The 17,340-nt window shown below is 64.4% G+C and carries 23 protein-coding genes and 3 pseudogenes; 7 read left to right on the forward strand and 19 right to left on the reverse strand.

The annotated features are described in order from the left end of the window. The first annotated feature begins 8 nt into the window (after window positions 1-8). The 3 genes and pseudogenes from E5P3_RS06005 to E5P3_RS35690 all read left to right on the forward strand — a co-directional run. Window positions 9-977: a Bug family tripartite tricarboxylate transporter substrate binding protein gene (locus E5P3_RS06005; RefSeq protein ID WP_162585148.1), complete on the forward strand. Its 969-nt coding sequence runs from the start codon at window positions 9-11 to the stop codon at window positions 975-977. Window positions 978-995: 18 nt separating this feature from the next. Then, window positions 996-2,159 carry a 2-methylaconitate cis-trans isomerase PrpF family protein gene (locus tag E5P3_RS06010; RefSeq protein ID WP_162585149.1) on the forward strand — a complete coding sequence of 388 codons (1,164 nt, stop codon included), beginning with the start codon at window positions 996-998 and terminating at the stop codon, window positions 2,157-2,159. Window positions 2,160-2,456: 297 nt separating this feature from the next. Continuing rightward, window positions 2,457-2,699, forward strand: a pseudogene (locus E5P3_RS35690) (P-type conjugative transfer protein TrbJ); the annotation flags it as partial. A 221-nt stretch (window positions 2,700-2,920) separates the two neighbouring features. Here E5P3_RS35690 and E5P3_RS06020 read toward each other — a convergent pair. Beyond that, window positions 2,921-3,391 (reverse strand): hypothetical protein, encoded by a 471-nt coding sequence (locus E5P3_RS06020; RefSeq protein WP_162585151.1) that lies wholly within the window; start codon window positions 3,389-3,391, stop codon window positions 2,921-2,923. A gap of 142 nt (window positions 3,392-3,533) precedes the next feature. Further along, window positions 3,534-4,595 (reverse strand): DUF4942 domain-containing protein, encoded by a 1,062-nt coding sequence (locus tag E5P3_RS06025; RefSeq protein WP_162585152.1) that lies wholly within the window; start codon window positions 4,593-4,595, stop codon window positions 3,534-3,536. A gap of 163 nt (window positions 4,596-4,758) precedes the next feature. Between E5P3_RS06025 and E5P3_RS06030 the strand changes: the two genes are divergently transcribed. Further along, window positions 4,759-5,025, forward strand: a complete 267-nt coding sequence (locus E5P3_RS06030) for a hypothetical protein (protein ID WP_162585153.1) — start codon at window positions 4,759-4,761, stop codon at window positions 5,023-5,025. Between the two features lie 268 nt (window positions 5,026-5,293). Here E5P3_RS06030 and E5P3_RS35695 read toward each other — a convergent pair whose 3' ends face one another. The 13 genes and pseudogenes from E5P3_RS35695 to E5P3_RS06090 form a co-directional block, all read right to left on the reverse strand. Next, window positions 5,294-5,377, reverse strand: coding sequence for a sodium-dependent bicarbonate transport family permease (locus E5P3_RS35695; protein ID WP_232073431.1), 84 nt, complete (start codon window positions 5,375-5,377; stop codon window positions 5,294-5,296). Window positions 5,378-5,586: 209 nt separating this feature from the next. Further along, window positions 5,587-5,766 (reverse strand): annotated as a pseudogene (locus E5P3_RS35700) (sodium-dependent bicarbonate transport family permease); the annotation flags it as partial. Window positions 5,767-5,775: 9 nt separating this feature from the next. Next, window positions 5,776-6,060, reverse strand: coding sequence for an exopolysaccharide biosynthesis protein (locus E5P3_RS06040; RefSeq protein WP_162585155.1), 285 nt, complete (start codon window positions 6,058-6,060; stop codon window positions 5,776-5,778). Window positions 6,061-6,163: 103 nt separating this feature from the next. Beyond that, window positions 6,164-7,165 (reverse strand): TerC family protein, encoded by a 1,002-nt coding sequence (locus tag E5P3_RS06045; protein ID WP_162585156.1) that lies wholly within the window; start codon window positions 7,163-7,165, stop codon window positions 6,164-6,166. Between the two features lie 95 nt (window positions 7,166-7,260). Further along, the gene (locus E5P3_RS06050) at window positions 7,261-7,557 is read right to left on the reverse strand and encodes a hypothetical protein (RefSeq protein WP_162585157.1); all 297 of its coding nucleotides are present in this window, start codon (window positions 7,555-7,557) and stop codon (window positions 7,261-7,263) included. A 6-nt stretch (window positions 7,558-7,563) separates the two neighbouring features. Continuing rightward, window positions 7,564-7,731 carry a hypothetical protein gene (locus E5P3_RS06055; protein WP_162585158.1) on the reverse strand — a complete coding sequence of 56 codons (168 nt, stop codon included), beginning with the start codon at window positions 7,729-7,731 and terminating at the stop codon, window positions 7,564-7,566. Window positions 7,732-7,979: 248 nt separating this feature from the next. After that, window positions 7,980-8,447, reverse strand: a complete 468-nt coding sequence (locus tag E5P3_RS06060) for a hypothetical protein (RefSeq protein ID WP_162585159.1) — start codon at window positions 8,445-8,447, stop codon at window positions 7,980-7,982. Window positions 8,448-8,846: 399 nt separating this feature from the next. Next, window positions 8,847-9,248: a TerB family tellurite resistance protein gene (locus E5P3_RS06065; protein WP_162585160.1), complete on the reverse strand. Its 402-nt coding sequence runs from the start codon at window positions 9,246-9,248 to the stop codon at window positions 8,847-8,849. Then, window positions 9,229-9,702 (reverse strand): TerB family tellurite resistance protein, encoded by a 474-nt coding sequence (locus E5P3_RS06070; RefSeq protein WP_162585161.1) that lies wholly within the window; start codon window positions 9,700-9,702, stop codon window positions 9,229-9,231. The genes E5P3_RS06065 and E5P3_RS06070 overlap by 20 nt, the downstream gene beginning before the upstream one ends. Further along, the gene (locus E5P3_RS06075; protein ID WP_162585162.1) at window positions 9,699-10,094 is read right to left on the reverse strand and encodes a tellurite resistance TerB family protein; all 396 of its coding nucleotides are present in this window, start codon (window positions 10,092-10,094) and stop codon (window positions 9,699-9,701) included. The genes E5P3_RS06070 and E5P3_RS06075 overlap by 4 nt, the downstream gene beginning before the upstream one ends. 38 nt (window positions 10,095-10,132) lie before the next feature. After that, window positions 10,133-10,390: pseudogene (locus E5P3_RS06080) on the reverse strand (zf-TFIIB domain-containing protein). 23 nt (window positions 10,391-10,413) lie between these two features. Further along, the gene (locus E5P3_RS06085) at window positions 10,414-11,115 is read right to left on the reverse strand and encodes a Bax inhibitor-1/YccA family protein (protein ID WP_162585164.1); all 702 of its coding nucleotides are present in this window, start codon (window positions 11,113-11,115) and stop codon (window positions 10,414-10,416) included. Between the two features lie 22 nt (window positions 11,116-11,137). Beyond that, window positions 11,138-11,467 (reverse strand): HPF/RaiA family ribosome-associated protein, encoded by a 330-nt coding sequence (locus E5P3_RS06090; protein WP_162585165.1) that lies wholly within the window; start codon window positions 11,465-11,467, stop codon window positions 11,138-11,140. 98 nt (window positions 11,468-11,565) lie between these two features. Here E5P3_RS06090 and E5P3_RS06095 point away from each other — a divergent pair, with 98 nt between their 5' ends. Both E5P3_RS06095 and E5P3_RS06100 read left to right on the forward strand, forming a co-directional pair. Then, window positions 11,566-12,450 carry a LysR family transcriptional regulator gene (locus E5P3_RS06095; RefSeq protein ID WP_162585166.1) on the forward strand — a complete coding sequence of 295 codons (885 nt, stop codon included), beginning with the start codon at window positions 11,566-11,568 and terminating at the stop codon, window positions 12,448-12,450. Next, window positions 12,447-13,556 carry an aminotransferase class I/II-fold pyridoxal phosphate-dependent enzyme gene (locus E5P3_RS06100; RefSeq protein WP_162585167.1) on the forward strand — a complete coding sequence of 370 codons (1,110 nt, stop codon included), beginning with the start codon at window positions 12,447-12,449 and terminating at the stop codon, window positions 13,554-13,556. The genes E5P3_RS06095 and E5P3_RS06100 overlap by 4 nt, the downstream gene beginning before the upstream one ends. A gap of 200 nt (window positions 13,557-13,756) precedes the next feature. On the opposite strand, the gene E5P3_RS06105 is transcribed toward E5P3_RS06100, so the two are convergent. The 3 genes from E5P3_RS06105 to pdxR form a co-directional block, all read right to left on the reverse strand. Next, complete coding sequence (locus E5P3_RS06105) at window positions 13,757-14,077, reverse strand: DMT family transporter (RefSeq protein WP_162585168.1); 321 nt, start codon at window positions 14,075-14,077, stop codon at window positions 13,757-13,759. Window positions 14,078-14,087: 10 nt separating this feature from the next. Next, window positions 14,088-14,549, reverse strand: coding sequence for a carboxymuconolactone decarboxylase family protein (locus E5P3_RS06110; RefSeq protein WP_162585169.1), 462 nt, complete (start codon window positions 14,547-14,549; stop codon window positions 14,088-14,090). Window positions 14,550-14,634: 85 nt separating this feature from the next. Beyond that, complete coding sequence (gene pdxR, locus E5P3_RS06115) at window positions 14,635-16,062, reverse strand: MocR-like pyridoxine biosynthesis transcription factor PdxR (protein ID WP_162585170.1); 1,428 nt, start codon at window positions 16,060-16,062, stop codon at window positions 14,635-14,637. A gap of 110 nt (window positions 16,063-16,172) precedes the next feature. On the opposite strand from pdxR, the gene E5P3_RS06120 reads away from it, so the two are divergent. Further along, window positions 16,173-16,790 carry an FMN-dependent NADH-azoreductase gene (locus E5P3_RS06120; RefSeq protein WP_332107370.1) on the forward strand — a complete coding sequence of 206 codons (618 nt, stop codon included), beginning with the start codon at window positions 16,173-16,175 and terminating at the stop codon, window positions 16,788-16,790. A 20-nt stretch (window positions 16,791-16,810) separates the two neighbouring features. Here E5P3_RS06120 and E5P3_RS06125 read toward each other — a convergent pair whose 3' ends face one another. Beyond that, complete coding sequence (locus E5P3_RS06125) at window positions 16,811-17,302, reverse strand: DUF934 domain-containing protein (RefSeq protein ID WP_443083280.1); 492 nt, start codon at window positions 17,300-17,302, stop codon at window positions 16,811-16,813. Between the last annotated feature and the right edge of the window lie 38 nt (window positions 17,303-17,340).

The following is a 17,340-nucleotide window of genomic DNA, read 5'->3' on the forward strand; positions in this document are numbered from 1 at the left end:
GACAAGCTATGACATTTACCCGCTGCATCGCGCTGGCACTGGGCGCCGCCGCGCTGGCCACCAGCGCCATGAGCCAGCAGTTCCCCGACCACACTCTGCGCTTCGTGGTGGGCTATCCGCCCGGCCAGAATGTCGACATGATGGCGCGAGCATTTGCCGACGCTATGGGTAAGGAGCTAGGCCAGAATATCATCGTGGATAACAAGCCTGGCGCCAACGGAATCCTGGGCGCACAAACCGTGAAGACGGCCAAGGCCGATGGCTACACGCTGCTCTTCGGCACTTCGGGCCAACTCGCGATCAACCAGTCGCTCTACAAGAAGCTACCCTATGACACGCTGAAGGACTTCCTTGCCGTGGGCATCGCCGGCACCGCGCCACTGGTGTTGGTGGCCAATCCCGGATTCGCTCCGAAGAACGTGCAGGAGCTCCTAGCCTACGTCAAGGCGCACCCAGGGAAAGTTGATTTCGGCTCGGGTGGCAGCGGCATCACGGCTCACTTGGCCATGGAACTGTTCCAAGAGGCCTCTGGCGTTAAACTCAATCACATACCCTACAAGGGCTCGCCAGCAGCAATGAACGACCTAATGGGTGGGCAGATTCCGCTGATGATGGAGCCACTGCCCTCCGTGCTGCCGTACGTGAGAGCGGGGAAACTCAAGGCACTGGCAATCACTTCGCCACGACGCAACCCATCGCTACCGGACGTCCCGACGGTGGCCGAACAACTGCAAAAGGACTTCGACGTGGCCGCGTGGAGCGGTATTGTGGTGCCCGCCGGCACGCCGGCGCCGGTGGTGGCGAGACTGTCCGAGGCCTTCCGCAAGGCCGGCCATTCGCCCGCGGTGCAGCAAATGCTGGCAAGTTCAGGGCTGGAGTTCCCGACGATGTCGACGCCGCAGTTCCAGGCCTTCATGGAAGCCGAAGTCAAGAAGTGGGCGCGCGCCGTGCAGCAATCGGGCGCGCAGGTCGATTGACGGCAGGAGTTGCGCAGCATGGACCACTCTCCCGACCAGATCGCCGTTCGCTGCGTGCTGATGCGCGGCGGCACAAGCAAAGCCCTCTTCTTCCACGAGCAGGACGTGCCGCCGCCCGGCGTTCGGCGCGACAGGTTTCTGCTGCGCGCCATGGGCACGCCCGACGTGCTGCAGATCGATGGTCTGGGCGGCTCGAGGCTGGTGACCTCCAAGGTGGCGATCATCAGCAAGTCACCGCGCGCCGACGCGGATGTGGACTACACCTTTGCGCAGCTCGACGTGGAGCGCGCGCTCGTGAGTTACGACGCCAACTGCGGCAACATCTCGTCGGCCGTCGGTCCGTTCGCGATCGACGAGGGCCTGGTCGATGCCGTGGAGCCCGTCACCGCGGTGCGCATCTTCAACACCAACACGCAAAAGATGATGATCGCCAAGGTGCAGGTGGCGGGCGGCAAGGCGCGCGTACTGGGCGACTGCGCCATCGCCGGAGTCCCGGGCACGGGCGCCGAGATCCTGATGGACTATGCGGGCACGGTGGGCGCCAAGACGGGCAAGTTGCTGCCGACGGGCAATGTGATCGACGTGATCACGCTGGAGGATGGACGGCGCGTCGAGGTCACCATCGGCGATGCGGCCAACCCATGCGTATTCATCGCGGCGAAGGACCTGGGCCTTGGGGGCAGCGAGCTGCCGATCCCGATCACCAATGACCGCGCGTTGATCGAAACCATCGGCGAGATTCAGGGCAAGGCCGGCGCAATGATCGGCTTGTACCGGCAGTGGAATGACCAGCATCTGCCTGGCCTGCCGCTGGCGATCATGGTGGCTCCGCCTGAGAACTATGTCGATGTGAACGGTGTCGTGCAGAAGGAGCGGGAAATGGATGCGTGCGAGCGTCTCGTGTTCCTGGGCAAGTGCCATGACAGCATGGCAGGCGCGGGCGCCATGTGTTCCGGCGCCATTTCGCGCGTGGCGGGCTCGGTGCTGCACAAAGTGCTCGACCCCGCGGTCGCCCGGACCCCATGGCTGCGCATCGGCCACCCACTGGGCGTGATGTACGTGAAGGTAGAGCCGCACGCCGGCGCGGTGCAGCCACAGCTGCACTTCGAGACCCTCAGCTTCCCGCGAACGGCGCGACGCCTCATGCAGGGCGAAGTGCTGATGCCGAATGACTTTGGGTAACGGATCGAAAGAGCCACTGATCCTGAGGTAATGCCAATCCGGTCATCCCATCGTTTGCCGGTCAACAATGCCGATCAAGTCCCTTGCACAAGCAAGGTGCGCAAGTCCATATCCCCGCGTTTGGTGATTTCGCCCAACTTGGCCTTTCCGCACTTTGAATGTCTAGTGAGGGCGGCACTGTCGCACGCCGTGGTCATTTCCTTGCGGCCCTGGTTTCTTCACGGTTGCGTACCCTTGACTGAAGGCGTGCCTCTGCATAGCTCCGCCACTCGCGGGCGATCCGCGATCTCTGCCGCTGACGAGCGCACGGTGACCGACGTGGTGAACCGCAGCCAGTCAGCCGTCGGTGCGCTGCAGGCGACGCAAGCCACCAACCAGCTGCTCGCGCTGCAGTCGCGCCAGGCGATGCAGGCGCAGCAGCTCCAAATCGCGAAGTAGCGCGCCACCGCGCTGGAACAGGCGCGCCAGGTCGCCTTGCAGGAGCGCGCCCGCGAGGTGCGCCGGCGCTTTCAGCACTGCGGTCAACTCTACGGGAACTGAAGGGGAGGCCGACATGCAACGAATCCTGATCCTCGGTGTATGTGCGGTTGCGCTGGCCGCCTGCGAGTAGAAGCCACCACCCATCTAGAGCGCGTGATCTCAACGCCGGGGTGCGGAGCGCCCCGGTCGCACCGCGCGCGGACGAGCATCGCTCGGCGTTGTCGCTGGTACTGCCGGCCAGGCGTCTGAAGTACCAGGTTCGCGCGGGCTCATCGCGTGGTTCAATGTCGCTCTGCTCGCCAAGGTCTGCACGCGGCCTCCCTGCCAGTCGCCCCGTGGGCGCGCCTGGGAGGAACGCCGTCACACCGGATGGGCCTCAGGCTGACGAAACGCGCGTCCAACTGGTTGCTTGTCGAGAGCAGGTCCTCTTCGACCCTTTTTTCCTGGGCAGGGTGCGCGGGCTCGAGTTGCTTGCCCGTGTAGTTGAAGTAGGCGCCGTTGTGCGAGATGCCAAGCAGCAGGTCGGTGAGGACCGCCGAGGAGCGCTCCGTCGAGCTCGTGCCAGGCAGGAGGCTTGCAAGGCGAGGCAGGACGGTCTTCCAGATCCATTGCATCAGCGGGACCTGCTCGCGCGCGAGCCCCGTCCCGGGCATCAAGCCCGGATCGAAGGCGAAGTAGGTCCTGGTCACGCTGCCCGTGCGGGCGAACGCGCGGGCCGTCACGATGTTGCAGCGCTTGGAGGTGGCACGCATCCTTGCACGCCTGTTCGATCGAGGCATCGTCGTACTCCCCCCTTGCGATGCGCGCCCGCCACGCCAGGGGTGTGGTGGAGCGGCAGGCTCCGCCGAAGCCGGTGAGGGCCCTCCAGCGCCACCTTGTGTCCCTGTGCCTGGGCTACCTCGATCGCGCTGAGCGGCCGCCCATTCGATAAAGTCCGCCTTGTGCGCGTGGAGCCGCGCGCGCGCAGAACATCGCACCCCAGGCCCGAGATCTCGACGCACGTGGTCCTGTCGACAGGCAGCAGGCCAGCCAGGCCGCCGATGCCGGCGCCCGGCTGCAGGTAGATGTCTTCCGGCCGATCAGCACCGAGCATCTCTTGGGGCGCGACCGGAACTTGGCCGGGATGGCCATCGGATACAGGCTCGCCAGCACGTTGTTTAGGCGGTACGCGACTTCCGGGTTGATCTCGAGGTGCGCCGTCCCGAAGCCTCGATAAATTCGAATGCGCACCGCCCCGCCGTCGACGTCGTGCCACTCGCCCCATTCGCGGCCCTCGGCGAGGCGGCGAAGCAGGTTGCCCGTCTCGTAGTGCTTCAAGCCCGGGCGGCCCATGAAGGTCGCGATCACAGAGCGCAGATCGTTGATCAGGCCAGCGCGGCTGTGGTTCGGGTACCCGTCACTGAGCACGTAGTTGAGGATCATTCGTTTCGAGAACCCCTGAGGCTCGTTTGTTGCATGGGTCCCAGAAAGGCCTCGGAAGATGCCGTCCACGCGCTCGCAGAAGTACTTGTGACGCGAGGCGAGCAGATCGGCGATGGTGGGCCTGACGGCATCCTCGGTGAACGGCACGGTCTTGCGATCGGCAATCGCCTTGTTCCACTCATCTCTGCGGCTCTGAGGCATGCAGTCGAGGACGTCGGTGAGCGCGAGCGCCTTCGACCAGTAGCTGGCATCGAGCACTGCGAGCGCGGCGTCCACGTTCGCGAGGGAACTGAGGGAGAGGTAGTGTCCGCCACGGATCTCGCTGGCTTCCAGGAAGTAGCTCATCGCGGTCCTGAACTCCTCACCGAGGAGCGCCTCGGCGAGCTGCTCGATGCTGCGCTTGCGCGCCTGGTACTGGCCAAGCAGCTCGTCGAGCACATCGCTGCTGACAGGTGCGAAGAAGGTGGCGCTCTCGTTGACCAGCTCGGCTTTGGCATGCTCGACGGCTTGTAGTTCTTGGGCGTTAAGGTTCACTGCAAACCAAGATGCAGAACGCAGAGCGGTTCGTAAGCAGCGGTTCTCAGCGACAAAACATGTCCTACGCACCGACTGGCTACGCGACTACCGCGACCGCGTTTTCAAGTGCCTATCTTGGCGTCGGAGCGTTGTTGCTCCGCCCATCAAGAGAGGCATCCCTATGAACCAAGGTCAGAACAACCCCAACCAGTCCGGCAATCAGACGTCCAATCCCGGCCAGCAACAGCAGGACCCGGGCAAGCAACAACCGCCGGGGCAAGGCGGCCAGGGCAACCCCGGCCAGCAACAGCAGGACCCCGGCAAGCAACAACAGCCAGGGCAAGGCGGCCAGAGCAACCCGGGTCAGCAGCAGCAGGATCCCGGCAAGCAACAAACCGGCCAACAGCCTGGTCAGGGCACGCAACAGCAGCCTGGTCAGAAGAGCTGACACCGTTGAGTTTGAGCATCAGGGGCGCAGCCGCACCGCGGCGCGCCCCTTTTGTACCTACAGAGACCAGGTGAACGCGTGATTGCCGGGATGCCTCACTTATCTACCTTCGCGAGCACTTTGGCCATTGGTGCCTCCTCCGCGTCGGATCTGTGACCTCAGTCTCGCCCGCACCGCAGAAGCCACTGCATCAACGAGAGTCGCGCAAGCAGACTCGCGCTAAGCTCGAACTCGCCCTGCGCCGGTTGATCGACACGGACATGCTGGACTACGACAAATACCGCTGTGCCAGAAGCGCATAGAGCGGAACCCCCAACAGGATGTTGAACGGAAACGTGAGTCCCAGCGACATGCCGAAGTACAGCGACGGGCTGGCTTCGCGCCATCAGTAGCGCACCGTTGACGGCCGACATGCCGGCGGTCCACGCCAACGCCAGCGCCACGCCCGCGTGCACCACGGGAGCGCCCAGCGCATAGCCCAGCAGCCACGGCGAGCGCCCGCGAATAGCCGGCCAGCGGTACTGTGACCGCGAGGCCCAGCGCGTACGCCAGGCTCACCGCAATCTCGTGCGAGAGCCCGGACTCCGCCAGCGCGAAGCCGCGCTTGAGCCCGAGCGCCATCAGCAGGTAGAGCGACAGAAAGCGCGAGATCGGCTGCGGAACCTCCAGGTTGGAGCGCAGCAGGCCGGCCAGGATGCCGAACACGAAGATAAGGATTGCCGGGTCCAGGAAGTTCTGCATGGCGCGCGATCAGAGCAAGCTGCAAGTGGACGCGACGGCACACCAGCCGCCGTGCGCGGCGAGCACCGTCACGCCGCCCGTGAAGGCCAGCGCCAGCGCGCGCAGCGCGGCCAGCCCCTGGTCGCCAAACACCACCGCCAGCCCGAGCGCCGCGATGCTGGTGGCGGGCAGCAGGTTGCCCAAGGGGATGGGCAGTACGATCAGCGCCGCCATGGTGGCCAGCAGCGCGGCCATCGCGCGGTTTATGCGGAACTCACCGCCCAGGCGCGCAAAGCGCTGCGCAAGACCGTACAAATGGGCGAGCCCGCCCAGAAGGCGGCGGGCGCTGGTGCCGGAGACCTCGCACTCCTGCGTCAGCGCCGCGGCGGCTGCTCGCAGCGCTGAGCGGTCGAATCGCTCACGACGAGCCGAGTTGCGGTTGTGCGCGGCCGCTACGGGTCTTCCACAGCGAGACCAGCACGCCCCCGGCGATCAGGCCGAAGGTCACGCTCAACGAAATCACCGGTGGCGTCTTGCCGATGATGCCGACCAGGAAGATCTTGCTGCCGATGAACACGAGCACCAGCGCGAGCGCGTACTTGAGGTACTTGAAGCGATGGATCATCGCGGCCAACGCGAAGTACAGCGCGCGCAAGCCCAGGATCGCAAAGATGTTGCTGGTGTAGACGATGAACGGGTCGGAAGTGATGGCAAAGATCGCCGGCACCGAATCGACCGCGAACACCAGGTCGATGAACTCGACCATACACAGCGCGAGAAACAGCGGCGTGGCCCAGCGCACCACCCTGCCGCCGGCCGCCGGGTCGGGCCGCTGCACGAAGAACGCGTTGCCTTCAATCTGCGGCGTCACGCGCATGTGGCGGCGCAGGAACTTGAGCAGCGCGTTGTTGGCGATGTCGGGCTCATGGTCGGCCATCAGCCACATCTTCACGCCGGTGAACACCAGGAACGCGCCGAACAGGTACAGCGTCCAGCTGAACTGGCTGACCAGCGCGGCGCCCAGGCCGATCATGATGGCGCGCAGCACGATCACGCCCAGGATGCCCCAGAAAAGCACGCGGTGCTGGAACTGCCGAGGAATCGCCAGGTAGGTAAAGATCAGCGCGATGACGAACACGTTGTCCATTGAGAGCGATTTCTCGATGAGAAAGCCTGTGTAGTACTCGGTGGCGCTTTGCGCGCCCATCAGCCACCAGACCCATCCGCCGAACAGCAGCGCCACGCTGATGTAGCCGGCCGAAAGCATCAGGCTCTCGCGCACGCCGACCTCGCGGTCGTCCTTGTGCAGCACGCCTAGGTCGAAGGCGAGCAGCGCGACCACGACTGCCATGAAGCTCAGCCACAGCCACACCGGCGTGCCGAGAAAAGATTGCTGTATCAGACTCAAAAGGGGTTCCACGTCTGCTCCTCAATTGGAATGGAGCGAGCTTAGGCGCCCGGGCGCTCCGATAAAATAAGCTAATCAGAGCTGAACATTCAGGTTTTCTCTGAATATCAGGCAGCTTCACCCTTGCCCTGCGTGCACGTGACGCGGTTGAAGTAGCCCCAGGCCGCCAGCAGCGCGGCGGCGCCCAGCGCAATCGACGCTGCGTGCGGCAGCTTCGACGGATCGTCGTGGACCAACTGGAACACCGCCACCAGCGACTCGATCGACAGGGAGACGACCACCACCAGAAAGCGCGACAGCACCCGGCGGGTACGCGCCGGTGCGCTCATGTTGGCCTCGCGCTTGAGCTCCTCCTCGATCACGGTGTCGGCCAGGTCGAGCGAGGCCAGCGCGATGGTGAGCATCGCCACTCACTTGAGCACGGAATTAAGGCGCTCGGTCATGGCTAGGGTGCGCCGCGGGTCCAGCGCCTCCCACAACTCGAAAGCGCCGAAACCGATCAGCCCGAACGCGCCAATGCCGAACAGCACCACGATGCCGATGTAGCCGAAGGCGAAGACTTTCTTAATGGCGAACATGTGTTCTCTTCACGCTCTGGCGATCAGCCGGCTCCACGCGCCGTAGCGTTCGCGTATCGGCCCGCGCGGAATGCTCAGCAGCACCAGCGCGGCGCCGCAGAGCGCGGTGTAGGCAGCGAGCGGTCAGCCCATCGGCAGCAGGAAGGCGGCGGCCAGCAGCGCAATACCAATTGGCACGTTCAGCAGCCGCAGCGGGCGCGCCACTTCGGCGGCGGCGAGCGACACCACCATGAGCGCGAGCGAGCCGGCTACGTGGTGTGCACGTTCGCCAGGCTGCCCTCGGCGCCGAGGGTGACGCGGCTGAACAGCAGCGACAGTCCGATGCCGGCGCCGAGCGCCAGGGTCCATGGCAGGTTGACGCCGCCGGCCAGCATGTCGCGCACCACGGCGCCGGGCCGCCGCGCGAACTCATCGACGCGCGTGGCCCCCGGGGGGCCGGCTGGCTCGTCCAAGTCGCCGACGAACAGCACGCGCAGCCAGGGCCGCCCGGCGCGCGCGCGGCGCCGCAGGAACTGGACGGTCGCGATGATCTCGTCGAGCGAGTACGGAACCTGCAGCAGGATCGCCGCCGCGCCGATCAGCGCCACCACGCTCCAGGTGCCGAGTACCACGGGCTGGATGATGATGAAGAAGATCGATGTCACGCCCAGCGGGACAATCGTCAAGTCGAACAGGATGACGCGCCAGGGCATGGTGCGGCGGAACGCCTCGAGCATGTCGTCGCGGTGCAGCGTCGTGGCCGACCAGCAGGCTACCGGCGTAGAAGTGGCTTTGCACCTCGCGCTCGTACACGCGCGCGATCTGGTGCGCGAGCGAAGGCACCATCGCGCGCTCGTCGTACACGCCCGCGAGGCGCAGCGCCACGCAGGGAATGGGGCCGCGCGCCTCCCACATCGCCGCCTCGGCGCGCGCCCTGGAGCGCGGGTAGGCTCAGCGCGGCTCCAGCGCCTGGTTCTCGTCGATGCGCTGGCCTGGCTGGCAGGCGCAGTACACACGCGGTAGTCGGCCAGCAGATCCTGCGCGAGGCGGCGGCCCAGATTGCCGCCCGAACCCGTGATAAGGATGAGCGGTTTGCTGTTGTCGTTGTGGTGGCTGCTCATCGTTGCTGCGGCGCCTCAACCGGCCGTGGCCGTGGCGTCGAGCCAGCGTGCGCGCGCCGTGTCGATCACGCGGAGCTCGCTGTCGCTCCAGTGCGCGTCGGCTTCGGCGACTGCGGTGCACAGGCGCAGCACCTCCTGGCGCAGCCGCGGATCGCGCACCTCCGCCAGCATCCCATCCAGCGAAGCCGGGTCAAGCCGGCTGGCGTCGGCCCAGCCGTACTCGCCGTACAGCTGCATGTCCTCGTAGTAGTCCTGCATCACACGCAGCAACTGCTCGCGAGTGAGGCCGAGCGCGGCGGTGGCGCCCAGCGCGTGCATGCGGTCGAGCTCGCGGCTGCACAGGTGGCCGTCGGACAGCGCCACCAACGAGACGATGCGTGCGGCCGCTTGCGGGCTGTCAGTGCTGTAGTTGCGCATGGCGGTTCTCCTTTCGCGCGGGCATGGAAAGATTCTGCGCAGCCGGCGTTGCGGCGTGCTTCGCGCGGGCGTCGATGCCCCACTGCGCGAACATCTCGGCCAGCACGGTGGCCTCGCCGTCGGCCAGGTGGGCGTCGGCCTCGATTACCTTCTTGCAAATGCGCAGCACCTTGCGGCGCAGCGTCGGGCATTCGATCTCGCGCAGCATCGCCGAAAGGCTTTCGGTGCCGCTACGGCAGGCCTGCGCCCAATCGCCCGGCGCTGCCTGCAGGATGTCATCGCAGAAATCGCTGATCAGGTCGCGCAGCTGGGCCGAATCCAGGCCGAGCTGCCGGTGGGCGTCGGCATGGGCGAAGGCCTCGATCTCGCAGCGGCTCAGGTGGCCATCGGCCAGCATCGCCATCACCACCACGCGCGTGGCGGCCTCGGCGCTGTCTCGCTCGTAGCGCCTCATGTCCGCGCCTCCTGCGCCCAGCAGCGACGCACCGTGTCGATCATCCGGCGCTCGGCGGCGCTCCAGTGGGCGTCGGCATCGGCGATGGCGCCGCACAGTTGCAGCACGTGGGCGCGGCGCAGCGGGTCCTGCACCTCGGCCAGCAGACGGTGGAGCGACTCGGGGAGGCACTCGCCGCGCTCGGCCCACTCGTAGCTCGTGTACAGCGCCATGTCCTGGCAGTGGTCGCGCAGCACGGTGTGCAGCTGTTCGCGGGACAGGCTGAGCACGCCGGCCTTGCCAAAGCGGTCGATCAGGTTCAGCTCACGGCTGCAGAGCTTCCCGTCCGACAGCGCCATCGTCGCGACGATACGGGCGGCGGCCTGCGGGCTGTTCAGGGGATAGGAACGCATGACAGTCTCCTCTTGTGCGATAGGAAAGGAAGCGCGCCTCAGTCAAACAACTCGCCGAGCCACGAGCGTCGCTTGTGTGGCCGGCCGCCGTGCTGGCGGTAGCCCGAATCGTCGAAATCGCGCTACGCCGACGAGGCCTGCGGCCGGGGCGGTGGCTCGTTGCCGGCGCGCTCGATCAGTTTGTCGAGCTCGCCGCGGTCGAGCCAGACGCCCCGGCAATTGGGGCAATAGTCGATCTCGACGCCCTGGCGGCTGGTCATCGCCAGCACGGCATCTATGCAGGTGGGGCATTGCATGGTTGCGCTCCTTTTGGGGCAGGTCAGTCGTCGCCGCCGCCCAAGCCAAACAGGCTGAGCAGGCTGGTGAACAGGTTGAAGATCGAGACGTACAGGCCGACGGTGGCGAGCACGTAGTTGCTTTCGCCGCCGTTCACGATGCGGCTGGTCTCGTACAGGATCAGGGCCGCCGACAGCAGCGCGACCATCGCCGAGACCGCGAGGCCCAGCGCGGGAACCTGGAAGAAGATGGCGCCCAGGCCGCCCAGCAGCGCGATCACCATGCCGGCAAACAGGAATCCGCCCATGAAGCTGAAATCGCGCTTGGTCGCCAGCACCCAGGCCGACAGCGCTAGGAAGGTGGCGCCGGTGGCGCCCAGCGCCATCGCGATGACCTGCGCGCCACCGGGCAGCCCCGCCATCTTGGCCAAGAGCGGCCCCAGCGTGTAGCCCATGAAGCCGGTGAGCGCGAACACGGCCGGGATCGCCCACCCGCTGTCCTTGAAGCGATACACCACGAACAGCAGACCGAAGTAGCCGCCCAGCGTGAGCAACAGGCCGGGCGCCGGCAGCTTCAACACCATGCCAGTGGTGGCGACGGCGGCGCTGAACAGCAGCGTCAGCGACAGCAGCGCATAGGTGTTGCGCAGAACGCGCGCCACCTCGGGAACGTGAGACGACAGCACTTCGCCGCGAGCCGGCGGTTGGGTTGGGTGACTGTCGATGGGGATGGGCTTGAGTTCCATGTGACTCCTTCGTAGTCGTTCGTCAGTTGGCAGGCAGCAGTCGCACGCGCGCGGGCCTGCGCAGCCGGTTCATCGCCCGGCGCAGAGTCCGTACGGCACGCGCCAGCGCGTCGTCGAGCGCGGTGCGCCAATCGCGCGCCATCGACGAGACGATGACGTTGCCGGTGTGGGACTTGATTGCCAGACAGCAGCGTTTGTCTTTGCCGCCGCGCGGTCCGTTGACGTCGGCCAGGCGCACCAGCACGTGCATCACGGCCGCATCGGCGCGGCGCAGCACCAGCCGCACGCGTGATTCAGCGTCCGCGCGCAGCGGCTCCATAGGTTGGAGGGGACCGTTGAAGAACACTTTCATCAAAGACTCCAAGTAAGCGATGAGGTCTCAACGATAAATTTGCCTACCAACAATAAAAAGCAGAAACTAGAAGATCGAATATTCGAAAAAACAGGAACATGAGCCAAGCGTTCAACTACCGCCATCTGTACTACTTCTGGGTCGTCGCGAAAGAAGGTGGTGTGGCGCGTGCGGCCGCGCGGCTTGACATGGCAGTGCAGACGATCAGCGCCCAAGTGCGCGAGCTCGAGCGCTCACTCGGCCACGCGCTGCTCAAGCCGGCGGGCCGGGGACTGGCGCTCACGGAAGCGGGCCTGGCGGCCATGCGCCATGCCGACCAGATCTTTCAGCTCGGCGAGGAACTGCCCGCCGTGTTGCGCGACGCGGTGACCGCGCCCGCGGTGCGGCTGCTCGCCGGGGTCTCGGATGCACTGCAGAAGTTATTGGTCTGGCGCGTGATGCAGCCCGTCATGGCCGAGCCGAACCTGCGACTGGTATGCCACGTCGGCGAGTTCAACGACCTGCTCGCCGACCTGGCGCTGCACCGGCTCGACGTGGTTCTTGCCGACCGGCCAGCGCCGGCCAACCCGAACCTCAAGCTCTACAGCCACTCACTGGGCACATCGCCGATCCACTGGTACGCACCGGCCGCATTGCAGGCCAAGGCACGGCGGGGCTTTCCAGCTTCGCTGGGGCAGCTACCAGTGCTGCTGCCGAGCGCGCATGCGGCGGTGCGGGCGCGCATCGACCATTGGTTCGAGCAGGTGGGCGTACGGCCGCGCGTGATCGGCGAGTTTGAGGACAGCGCGCTGCTCAAGACCTTTGGCGCCAGCGGCATGGGCATTTTCCCCGCGGCCAGCATCGTCAATGACGACCTGACCGACCGGTATCACGTGAAAAGTGTTGGGGCATGCGGGAGCGCGGAAGATCACGTCTTTGCGATTGGAACTGAAAAGAAGGTCTTGCACCCACTGGTTCAACGTTTGATTGCAGCCGCTGCGTGAGCCCTGTTCGCAATCCCCAGGGCGCGGGCGTGAACGCGCAACACTCCAAAAGTTGCATTAGGCATCACCACCAGGCGTTGCGATGCTTCCGTCCACACGCGACAGAGCGACAGGATTACATAAATGGTGTTTTCAACGAAGGCCTTGGCCTCTCGCTCTTCGATCGCCTCGACGCTCGCGCGGCCCGGGTCTCTGGCGGCAAGGTGGCTATCGTGCGGCCTGACTACTTCGCGAATCGTAAACTGGTCGAGTTCATGGGAGGCGATGTCGTCCCAATCACGATGGACTACCTGGGAAGATCAGATGGTGCTGGGATCGATCTGGTCCAGCTGGAGGCAGCCTTCAATGCCGGCGCGACAACGTTCCTCTTCTCGAATCCGAACAACCCGGCGGGGGTGGTGTACTCGGTGGACGAGATCGGGAGAATCGCGGACCTAGCGAATCGCCATGGCGCAACGGTGATCGTGGATCAGCTGTACTCGCGGCTGCTTTACTCGGGCGTGAAATACACCCATCTGCGCGCAAGCGACATGAGCTCTGACAACCTGATCACCATCATGGAGTCATCGAAGACCGAGTCGCTGAGCGGCTTCCGTCTGGGCGTTGCTTTCGGTGGAGCCCGTCTGATCGATCGAATGGAGAAGCTACAGGCGATCGTTTCCCTTCGAGCTCCAGGCTACTGCCAAGCCGTGCTTCGCACCTGGTTTGCGGAGCCGAGTGGTTGGATAGCCGACCGCATCGCGAAGCACCAGGCGATCAGGGATGACCTTTTGAAGGTGCTGCGCGCGGTAAAGGGTGTCGATGCACGAGCTCCTGAGGCGGGCAGCTACCTGCTTCCACGTCTTGACGACGTACGAAGGATGCGCGCTTGCCTGGCCGCATTTCAGAATACACGGGCCCGCAATGAAGGCGTGCTTTCAGCGCTGGCCACGAGCGGTCGGATTTCGATGGCGGTCGTGCGACGAAGACGGCGCGCGAGCGCCGGTCCCCTGAGCCCACGCTTGATGTCGTCACGACAACGTCGGTCCATCGATGGCGCTATGACGCGCACGCAACGTTCACCATGTCAAGGCTCGCAAAAATCCCATAACCGGGGCGGGTCTTAGTCGAAAATTCCCACAACCTTAGGCATCTAAGGGCAGCACGTAGGTCTCCAAAAGATGTGGTCATTTTTCCCCACCGAGGACCCCCAGATTCACTAAAAAGATGAGTTGTGGTCATCTTTTACAAAGGAAACTGGGTTGTGCTCGTTCCGCCAAGGCAAGGGTGGTCCGCTCACGCAAACTGTCACAACAAGAAACTTCCTTCAGTCTCCAGAGACCAGCTTGAGTCCGATAACGCCTGCCAGGATGAGAACAATGCAGAGCAGCCTCATCGGCGCCGCGGACTCGCCCAGCACCACCATTCCCACGATCGCGGTGCCCGCCGCGCCGATGCCGGTCCAGACCGCGTAGCCGGCCCCCATCGGCAATGTGCGCAGCGAGAGCGAAAGGAGAATCACGCTCGACAGGCCGGTGGCGACCGTGAACAGTGCGGGCGTCAATCGCGTGAAGCCTTCGGACGACTTCATGCCGAAGGCGAATGCGATCTCGAGAATGCCCGCGATACCCAGTAGTGCCCATGCCATGGTGGGTATCTCAAGCCTTGGCTGCTGCTGCCGCAGCAGGTGTCGAACGGAACGTGATCCCGAATCGATTGAACGCATTCATCAAGCCGATCGCGTAGGTGAGATCGGCCAGCTCCTTGGCGCCGAACTCGGCAGCGGCGGCTTCGTAGTCGGCATCGGGCACGCCGGTTTCGGCCACGCGCGTGACGGTTTCCGCCCAGGCGAGCGCGACACGTTCGCGGCGATTGAATACGTCACCCGCTTCGCGCCACACCGCGACCAGCACGAGCTTGTCGACCGCAAGGCCGGACTTCAGCAGATCGCGGGAATGCATGTCGATGCAGTAGGCGCAGCCGTTGATCTGCGAAACCCGAAGGTAGACGAGATCGACCAGTTCCTTGGGCAGGCCGCTTTTCTGAAGGGTGGCGTACACGCCGCCGAAGGCCTTGTAGCCTTCGGGCGAAGCCTTGGCATAGTCAATGCGATTGCTCATGACGAATCCTTGTGTGGGTTGATTGAAGGACTCGATCGTGCTGCATCTTGGCCTACTCAAGAAGGTCCATGATCCGACTTGCGCTCTAGGCCATGATCAGCCTCAGGATCCGCTTTCCGAGCTTCTCGGCGGTGCGCTGGGAATCGACATTCGTGAAGTTGAGAAGCAAGGCCGAGGCGCCATCAGGGCCCATCGTCCAATCCGACAATGCTTCTGCGTACAGGCCATCACCTCGCATGCGCGCGACGAGCCGGCGGTCTGATCGCTGCCCTTGCAAGCGCAGGATCAGGTGCATGCCGCCCGGTTGCGAATCGATGCGCATGTGCTTGCGCAGCACGCCTTCCAGGCCTGCCGCGGTCGCTTCCCGGCGCTCGGCGTAGAGCTTGCGCATCCGCTGGATATGGCGTGCGAAGTGCCCGTCGGTGATGAAGGCCGTGACGATGGTTTGCGTCAGCTCGGGACTGCCGCCTGCAAAGACCTGGCTGATCTGCTCGAAGCGCTCGACCTGCTTTTCCGGCACGACGAGATAGGCCAGCCGGATGCTCGGCAATAGCACCTTGCTGAAGGTGCCTGCATAGAGCACGCGCCCGTCACGATCCAGGCTCTTCAATGCCGGCAGGGGACGGCTGACATACCTGTACTCGCCATCGTAATCGTCCTCGATGATCCATGCGTTGTTTCGCACCGCCCAGTCCAGCAGCGCCAAGCGCCGGGGCAGGGACAAGGATACGCACAGCGGGCTCTGGTGCGCGGGCGTGACCACGGCCGCGCGCGCCCGTGGCGCCGTCTTGATGCCGTCGGCGACGACCAACCCCTCCTGATCAACCGGCACCGGCACGGCGGCCACATGCATATGCGCCAGCAGTTCTCGCGTGGGCGGGTAGCCCGGGTCTTCGAGCCAGACGCGATCCCCCCCCTTCAACAAGGCATGGCCGATGAGCGCCATCGTGTGGCGGTATCCCGAGGTCACGAAGACCTGGGAAGGGGAGCAGTCGATCCCGCGCGACACGTGGAGATAGGCGGCGATCTCGGCACGCAGCTCGGGCAGGCCGTAGACAGGCGGATGAACCATGCCGGGCGATTGCATGCCACGTATGCATCGCGCGCCCAGGCGTGCCCAGATCTTTCGGGGGAACGCATCGAGGGCAGGCAAACCCATCTGGAACGGCAGGATCGAATCCGGACGAAAACTGGGTTCGGGAATTTCGCTGTGGGCTCGAGGAATTGGGCTGGCAACAGGCATTCGCGGCTTGAGGCCCGGCGTCACGATGGTCCCGGCCTGGCCACGGGCCTGGATGTACCCCTCGGCGGCCAGCAGGGAATAGGCTGCATCCACGGTGCCTCTTGCCAGGCCCAATTCCTGGGTCAGCGCGCGTGCCGAGGGAATTCGGTCGCCCGGCTTCAACAATCCGCCGGCAATGGCTGCGCGAAATCGATCGTAGATCTGCCGATAGAAAGGCTCGGCCGCCGCTGGATCCAACGGCGAGATGGGGCTGGTCTTTGGGGCGGGCATGGGCTGGTGAGCGTATCACCAGCATGGCTCATCCGAAAACTTCATTCATGGCCTGAAAAGATAGGCCAAGCGGTTCCTAGAATGATCGATCAAAACCTGGAATTGGACAGATGATGAGAATCCTGCATGTGAGCTGCAGCCCGCGTGGCCAAGCCGCCGAGAGCTACAAGCTCTCCCAAAAAGTCATCGGATTTCTGCTGAAGGCCGAGCCCTCGGCAGTTTTGGTGAATCGCGCAATTGGCGGCGGCGCCATGCCGCATATCGATGCCAATTACGCGCTGGCTCAACACTCGTCCACGGCACAGTTATCCCAGGAAGGCTCTGTTTCCAGGTCCGAAGAACTTATTCAGGAACTGGAGAGTTCAGATGTCGTGGTCATCGGGACGCCCATGCACAACCTGACCATCCCCTCCGCGCTGAAGGCGTGGATAGATCACGTCGTTCGGGCCCGCCGGACCTTCAACGTGACCGCGGAAGGAAAAGTGGGCGCGCTGCGCGATCGTCCGGTGTTCGTCGCTGTGGCCTCGGGCGGAAGATTCTCTGGGGAGCGCGCGCGTCAGCCGGATTTTCTTACTCCGTACCTAAGAACCATCCTCGGAACCATCGGACTGAAGGATTTGAATTTCTTCTCTGTTCAAGGAACAGGCCTTGGTCACGATGCTGTAGCCGATGCTAGGACCAAGACAGATCAAGCACTGCGAGAATATTTTTCGCCGGCGGGGCGGTGAGGTCGGACCGCGCTATTCGGTTATGAATAGGAACGCTGATAGCTGGCGCTGAAGGTCTCCAGCGCCCTGAGCGCCTGAAGAGGGTCATGCCCGTCCTTCAAGACGAAACTGTCGAAGCCGCAGCGGGCCAGGTAGTGCATCGTGTCGATAAGGACATCGCCGACGGCCCGCATCTCTCCGGTCCAGCCGTATTCGCGGCGCAAGAGCTGAGCCAATGAAAAACCTCGCCCGTCGGTGTAGACGGGAAAGAGGATGGAAATGAAGGCGATACCGGCCGGATCGATTGCCTGAGATCTGGCGTGCACTTCGGCAAGATCCGAGATGTCGTCGTCGGGAGACAGCCGGATGCCGACGGGATGCCGGCGTGAGCGCAACTCCTTGCGATGAGCAATCCATGTCGCTACAGGCACAACCCAATCAGGCTCGTCAGGTGGCCAAGGTGCGCTTGAATCGCATGCGTTGGCAGGATCGAACAGCCGTGTCACGTCGCGGTCCACGCCGCGATTCCGCATCATGTGGGGCACTCGCGTGGTCGGGGCAGGACTGCTGT

It is taken from the genome of Variovorax sp. RA8 (genome assembly GCF_901827175.1).
In the GTDB taxonomy this organism is placed as follows: Bacteria; Pseudomonadota; Gammaproteobacteria; order Burkholderiales; family Burkholderiaceae_C; genus Variovorax.

What these genes read in the sequence shown, in the direction of transcription:
- E5P3_RS06005 (WP_162585148.1), top strand. Translation starts at nt 9, where the DNA reads ATGACATTTACCCGCTGCATCGCGCTGGCACTGGGCGCCGCCGCGCTG.
- E5P3_RS06010 (WP_162585149.1), top strand. Translation starts at nt 996, where the DNA reads ATGGACCACTCTCCCGACCAGATCGCCGTTCGCTGCGTGCTGATGCGC.
- E5P3_RS06020 (WP_162585151.1), bottom strand. Translation starts at nt 3,391, where the DNA reads ATGCGTGCCACCTCCAAGCGCTGCAACATCGTGACGGCCCGCGCGTTC.
- E5P3_RS06030 (WP_162585153.1), top strand. Translation starts at nt 4,759, where the DNA reads ATGAACCAAGGTCAGAACAACCCCAACCAGTCCGGCAATCAGACGTCC.
- E5P3_RS35695 (WP_232073431.1), bottom strand. Translation starts at nt 5,377, where the DNA reads ATGTCGCTGGGACTCACGTTTCCGTTCAACATCCTGTTGGGGGTTCCG.
- E5P3_RS06050 (WP_162585157.1), bottom strand. Translation starts at nt 7,557, where the DNA reads ATGCTCACCATCGCGCTGGCCTCGCTCGACCTGGCCGACACCGTGATC.
- E5P3_RS06055 (WP_162585158.1), bottom strand. Translation starts at nt 7,731, where the DNA reads ATGTTCGCCATTAAGAAAGTCTTCGCCTTCGGCTACATCGGCATCGTG.
- E5P3_RS06060 (WP_162585159.1), bottom strand. Translation starts at nt 8,447, where the DNA reads ATGCTCGAGGCGTTCCGCCGCACCATGCCCTGGCGCGTCATCCTGTTC.
- E5P3_RS06065 (WP_162585160.1), bottom strand. Translation starts at nt 9,248, where the DNA reads ATGCGCAACTACAGCACTGACAGCCCGCAAGCGGCCGCACGCATCGTC.
- E5P3_RS06070 (WP_162585161.1), bottom strand. Translation starts at nt 9,702, where the DNA reads ATGAGGCGCTACGAGCGAGACAGCGCCGAGGCCGCCACGCGCGTGGTG.
- E5P3_RS06075 (WP_162585162.1), bottom strand. Translation starts at nt 10,094, where the DNA reads ATGCGTTCCTATCCCCTGAACAGCCCGCAGGCCGCCGCCCGTATCGTC.
- E5P3_RS06085 (WP_162585164.1), bottom strand. Translation starts at nt 11,115, where the DNA reads ATGGAACTCAAGCCCATCCCCATCGACAGTCACCCAACCCAACCGCCG.
- E5P3_RS06090 (WP_162585165.1), bottom strand. Translation starts at nt 11,467, where the DNA reads ATGAAAGTGTTCTTCAACGGTCCCCTCCAACCTATGGAGCCGCTGCGC.
- E5P3_RS06095 (WP_162585166.1), top strand. Translation starts at nt 11,566, where the DNA reads ATGAGCCAAGCGTTCAACTACCGCCATCTGTACTACTTCTGGGTCGTC.
- E5P3_RS06105 (WP_162585168.1), bottom strand. Translation starts at nt 14,077, where the DNA reads ATGGCATGGGCACTACTGGGTATCGCGGGCATTCTCGAGATCGCATTC.
- E5P3_RS06110 (WP_162585169.1), bottom strand. Translation starts at nt 14,549, where the DNA reads ATGAGCAATCGCATTGACTATGCCAAGGCTTCGCCCGAAGGCTACAAG.
- pdxR (WP_162585170.1), bottom strand. Translation starts at nt 16,062, where the DNA reads ATGCCCGCCCCAAAGACCAGCCCCATCTCGCCGTTGGATCCAGCGGCG.
- E5P3_RS06120 (WP_332107370.1), top strand. Translation starts at nt 16,173, where the DNA reads ATGATGAGAATCCTGCATGTGAGCTGCAGCCCGCGTGGCCAAGCCGCC.
- E5P3_RS06125 (WP_443083280.1), bottom strand. Translation starts at nt 17,302, where the DNA reads ATGCGGAATCGCGGCGTGGACCGCGACGTGACACGGCTGTTCGATCCT.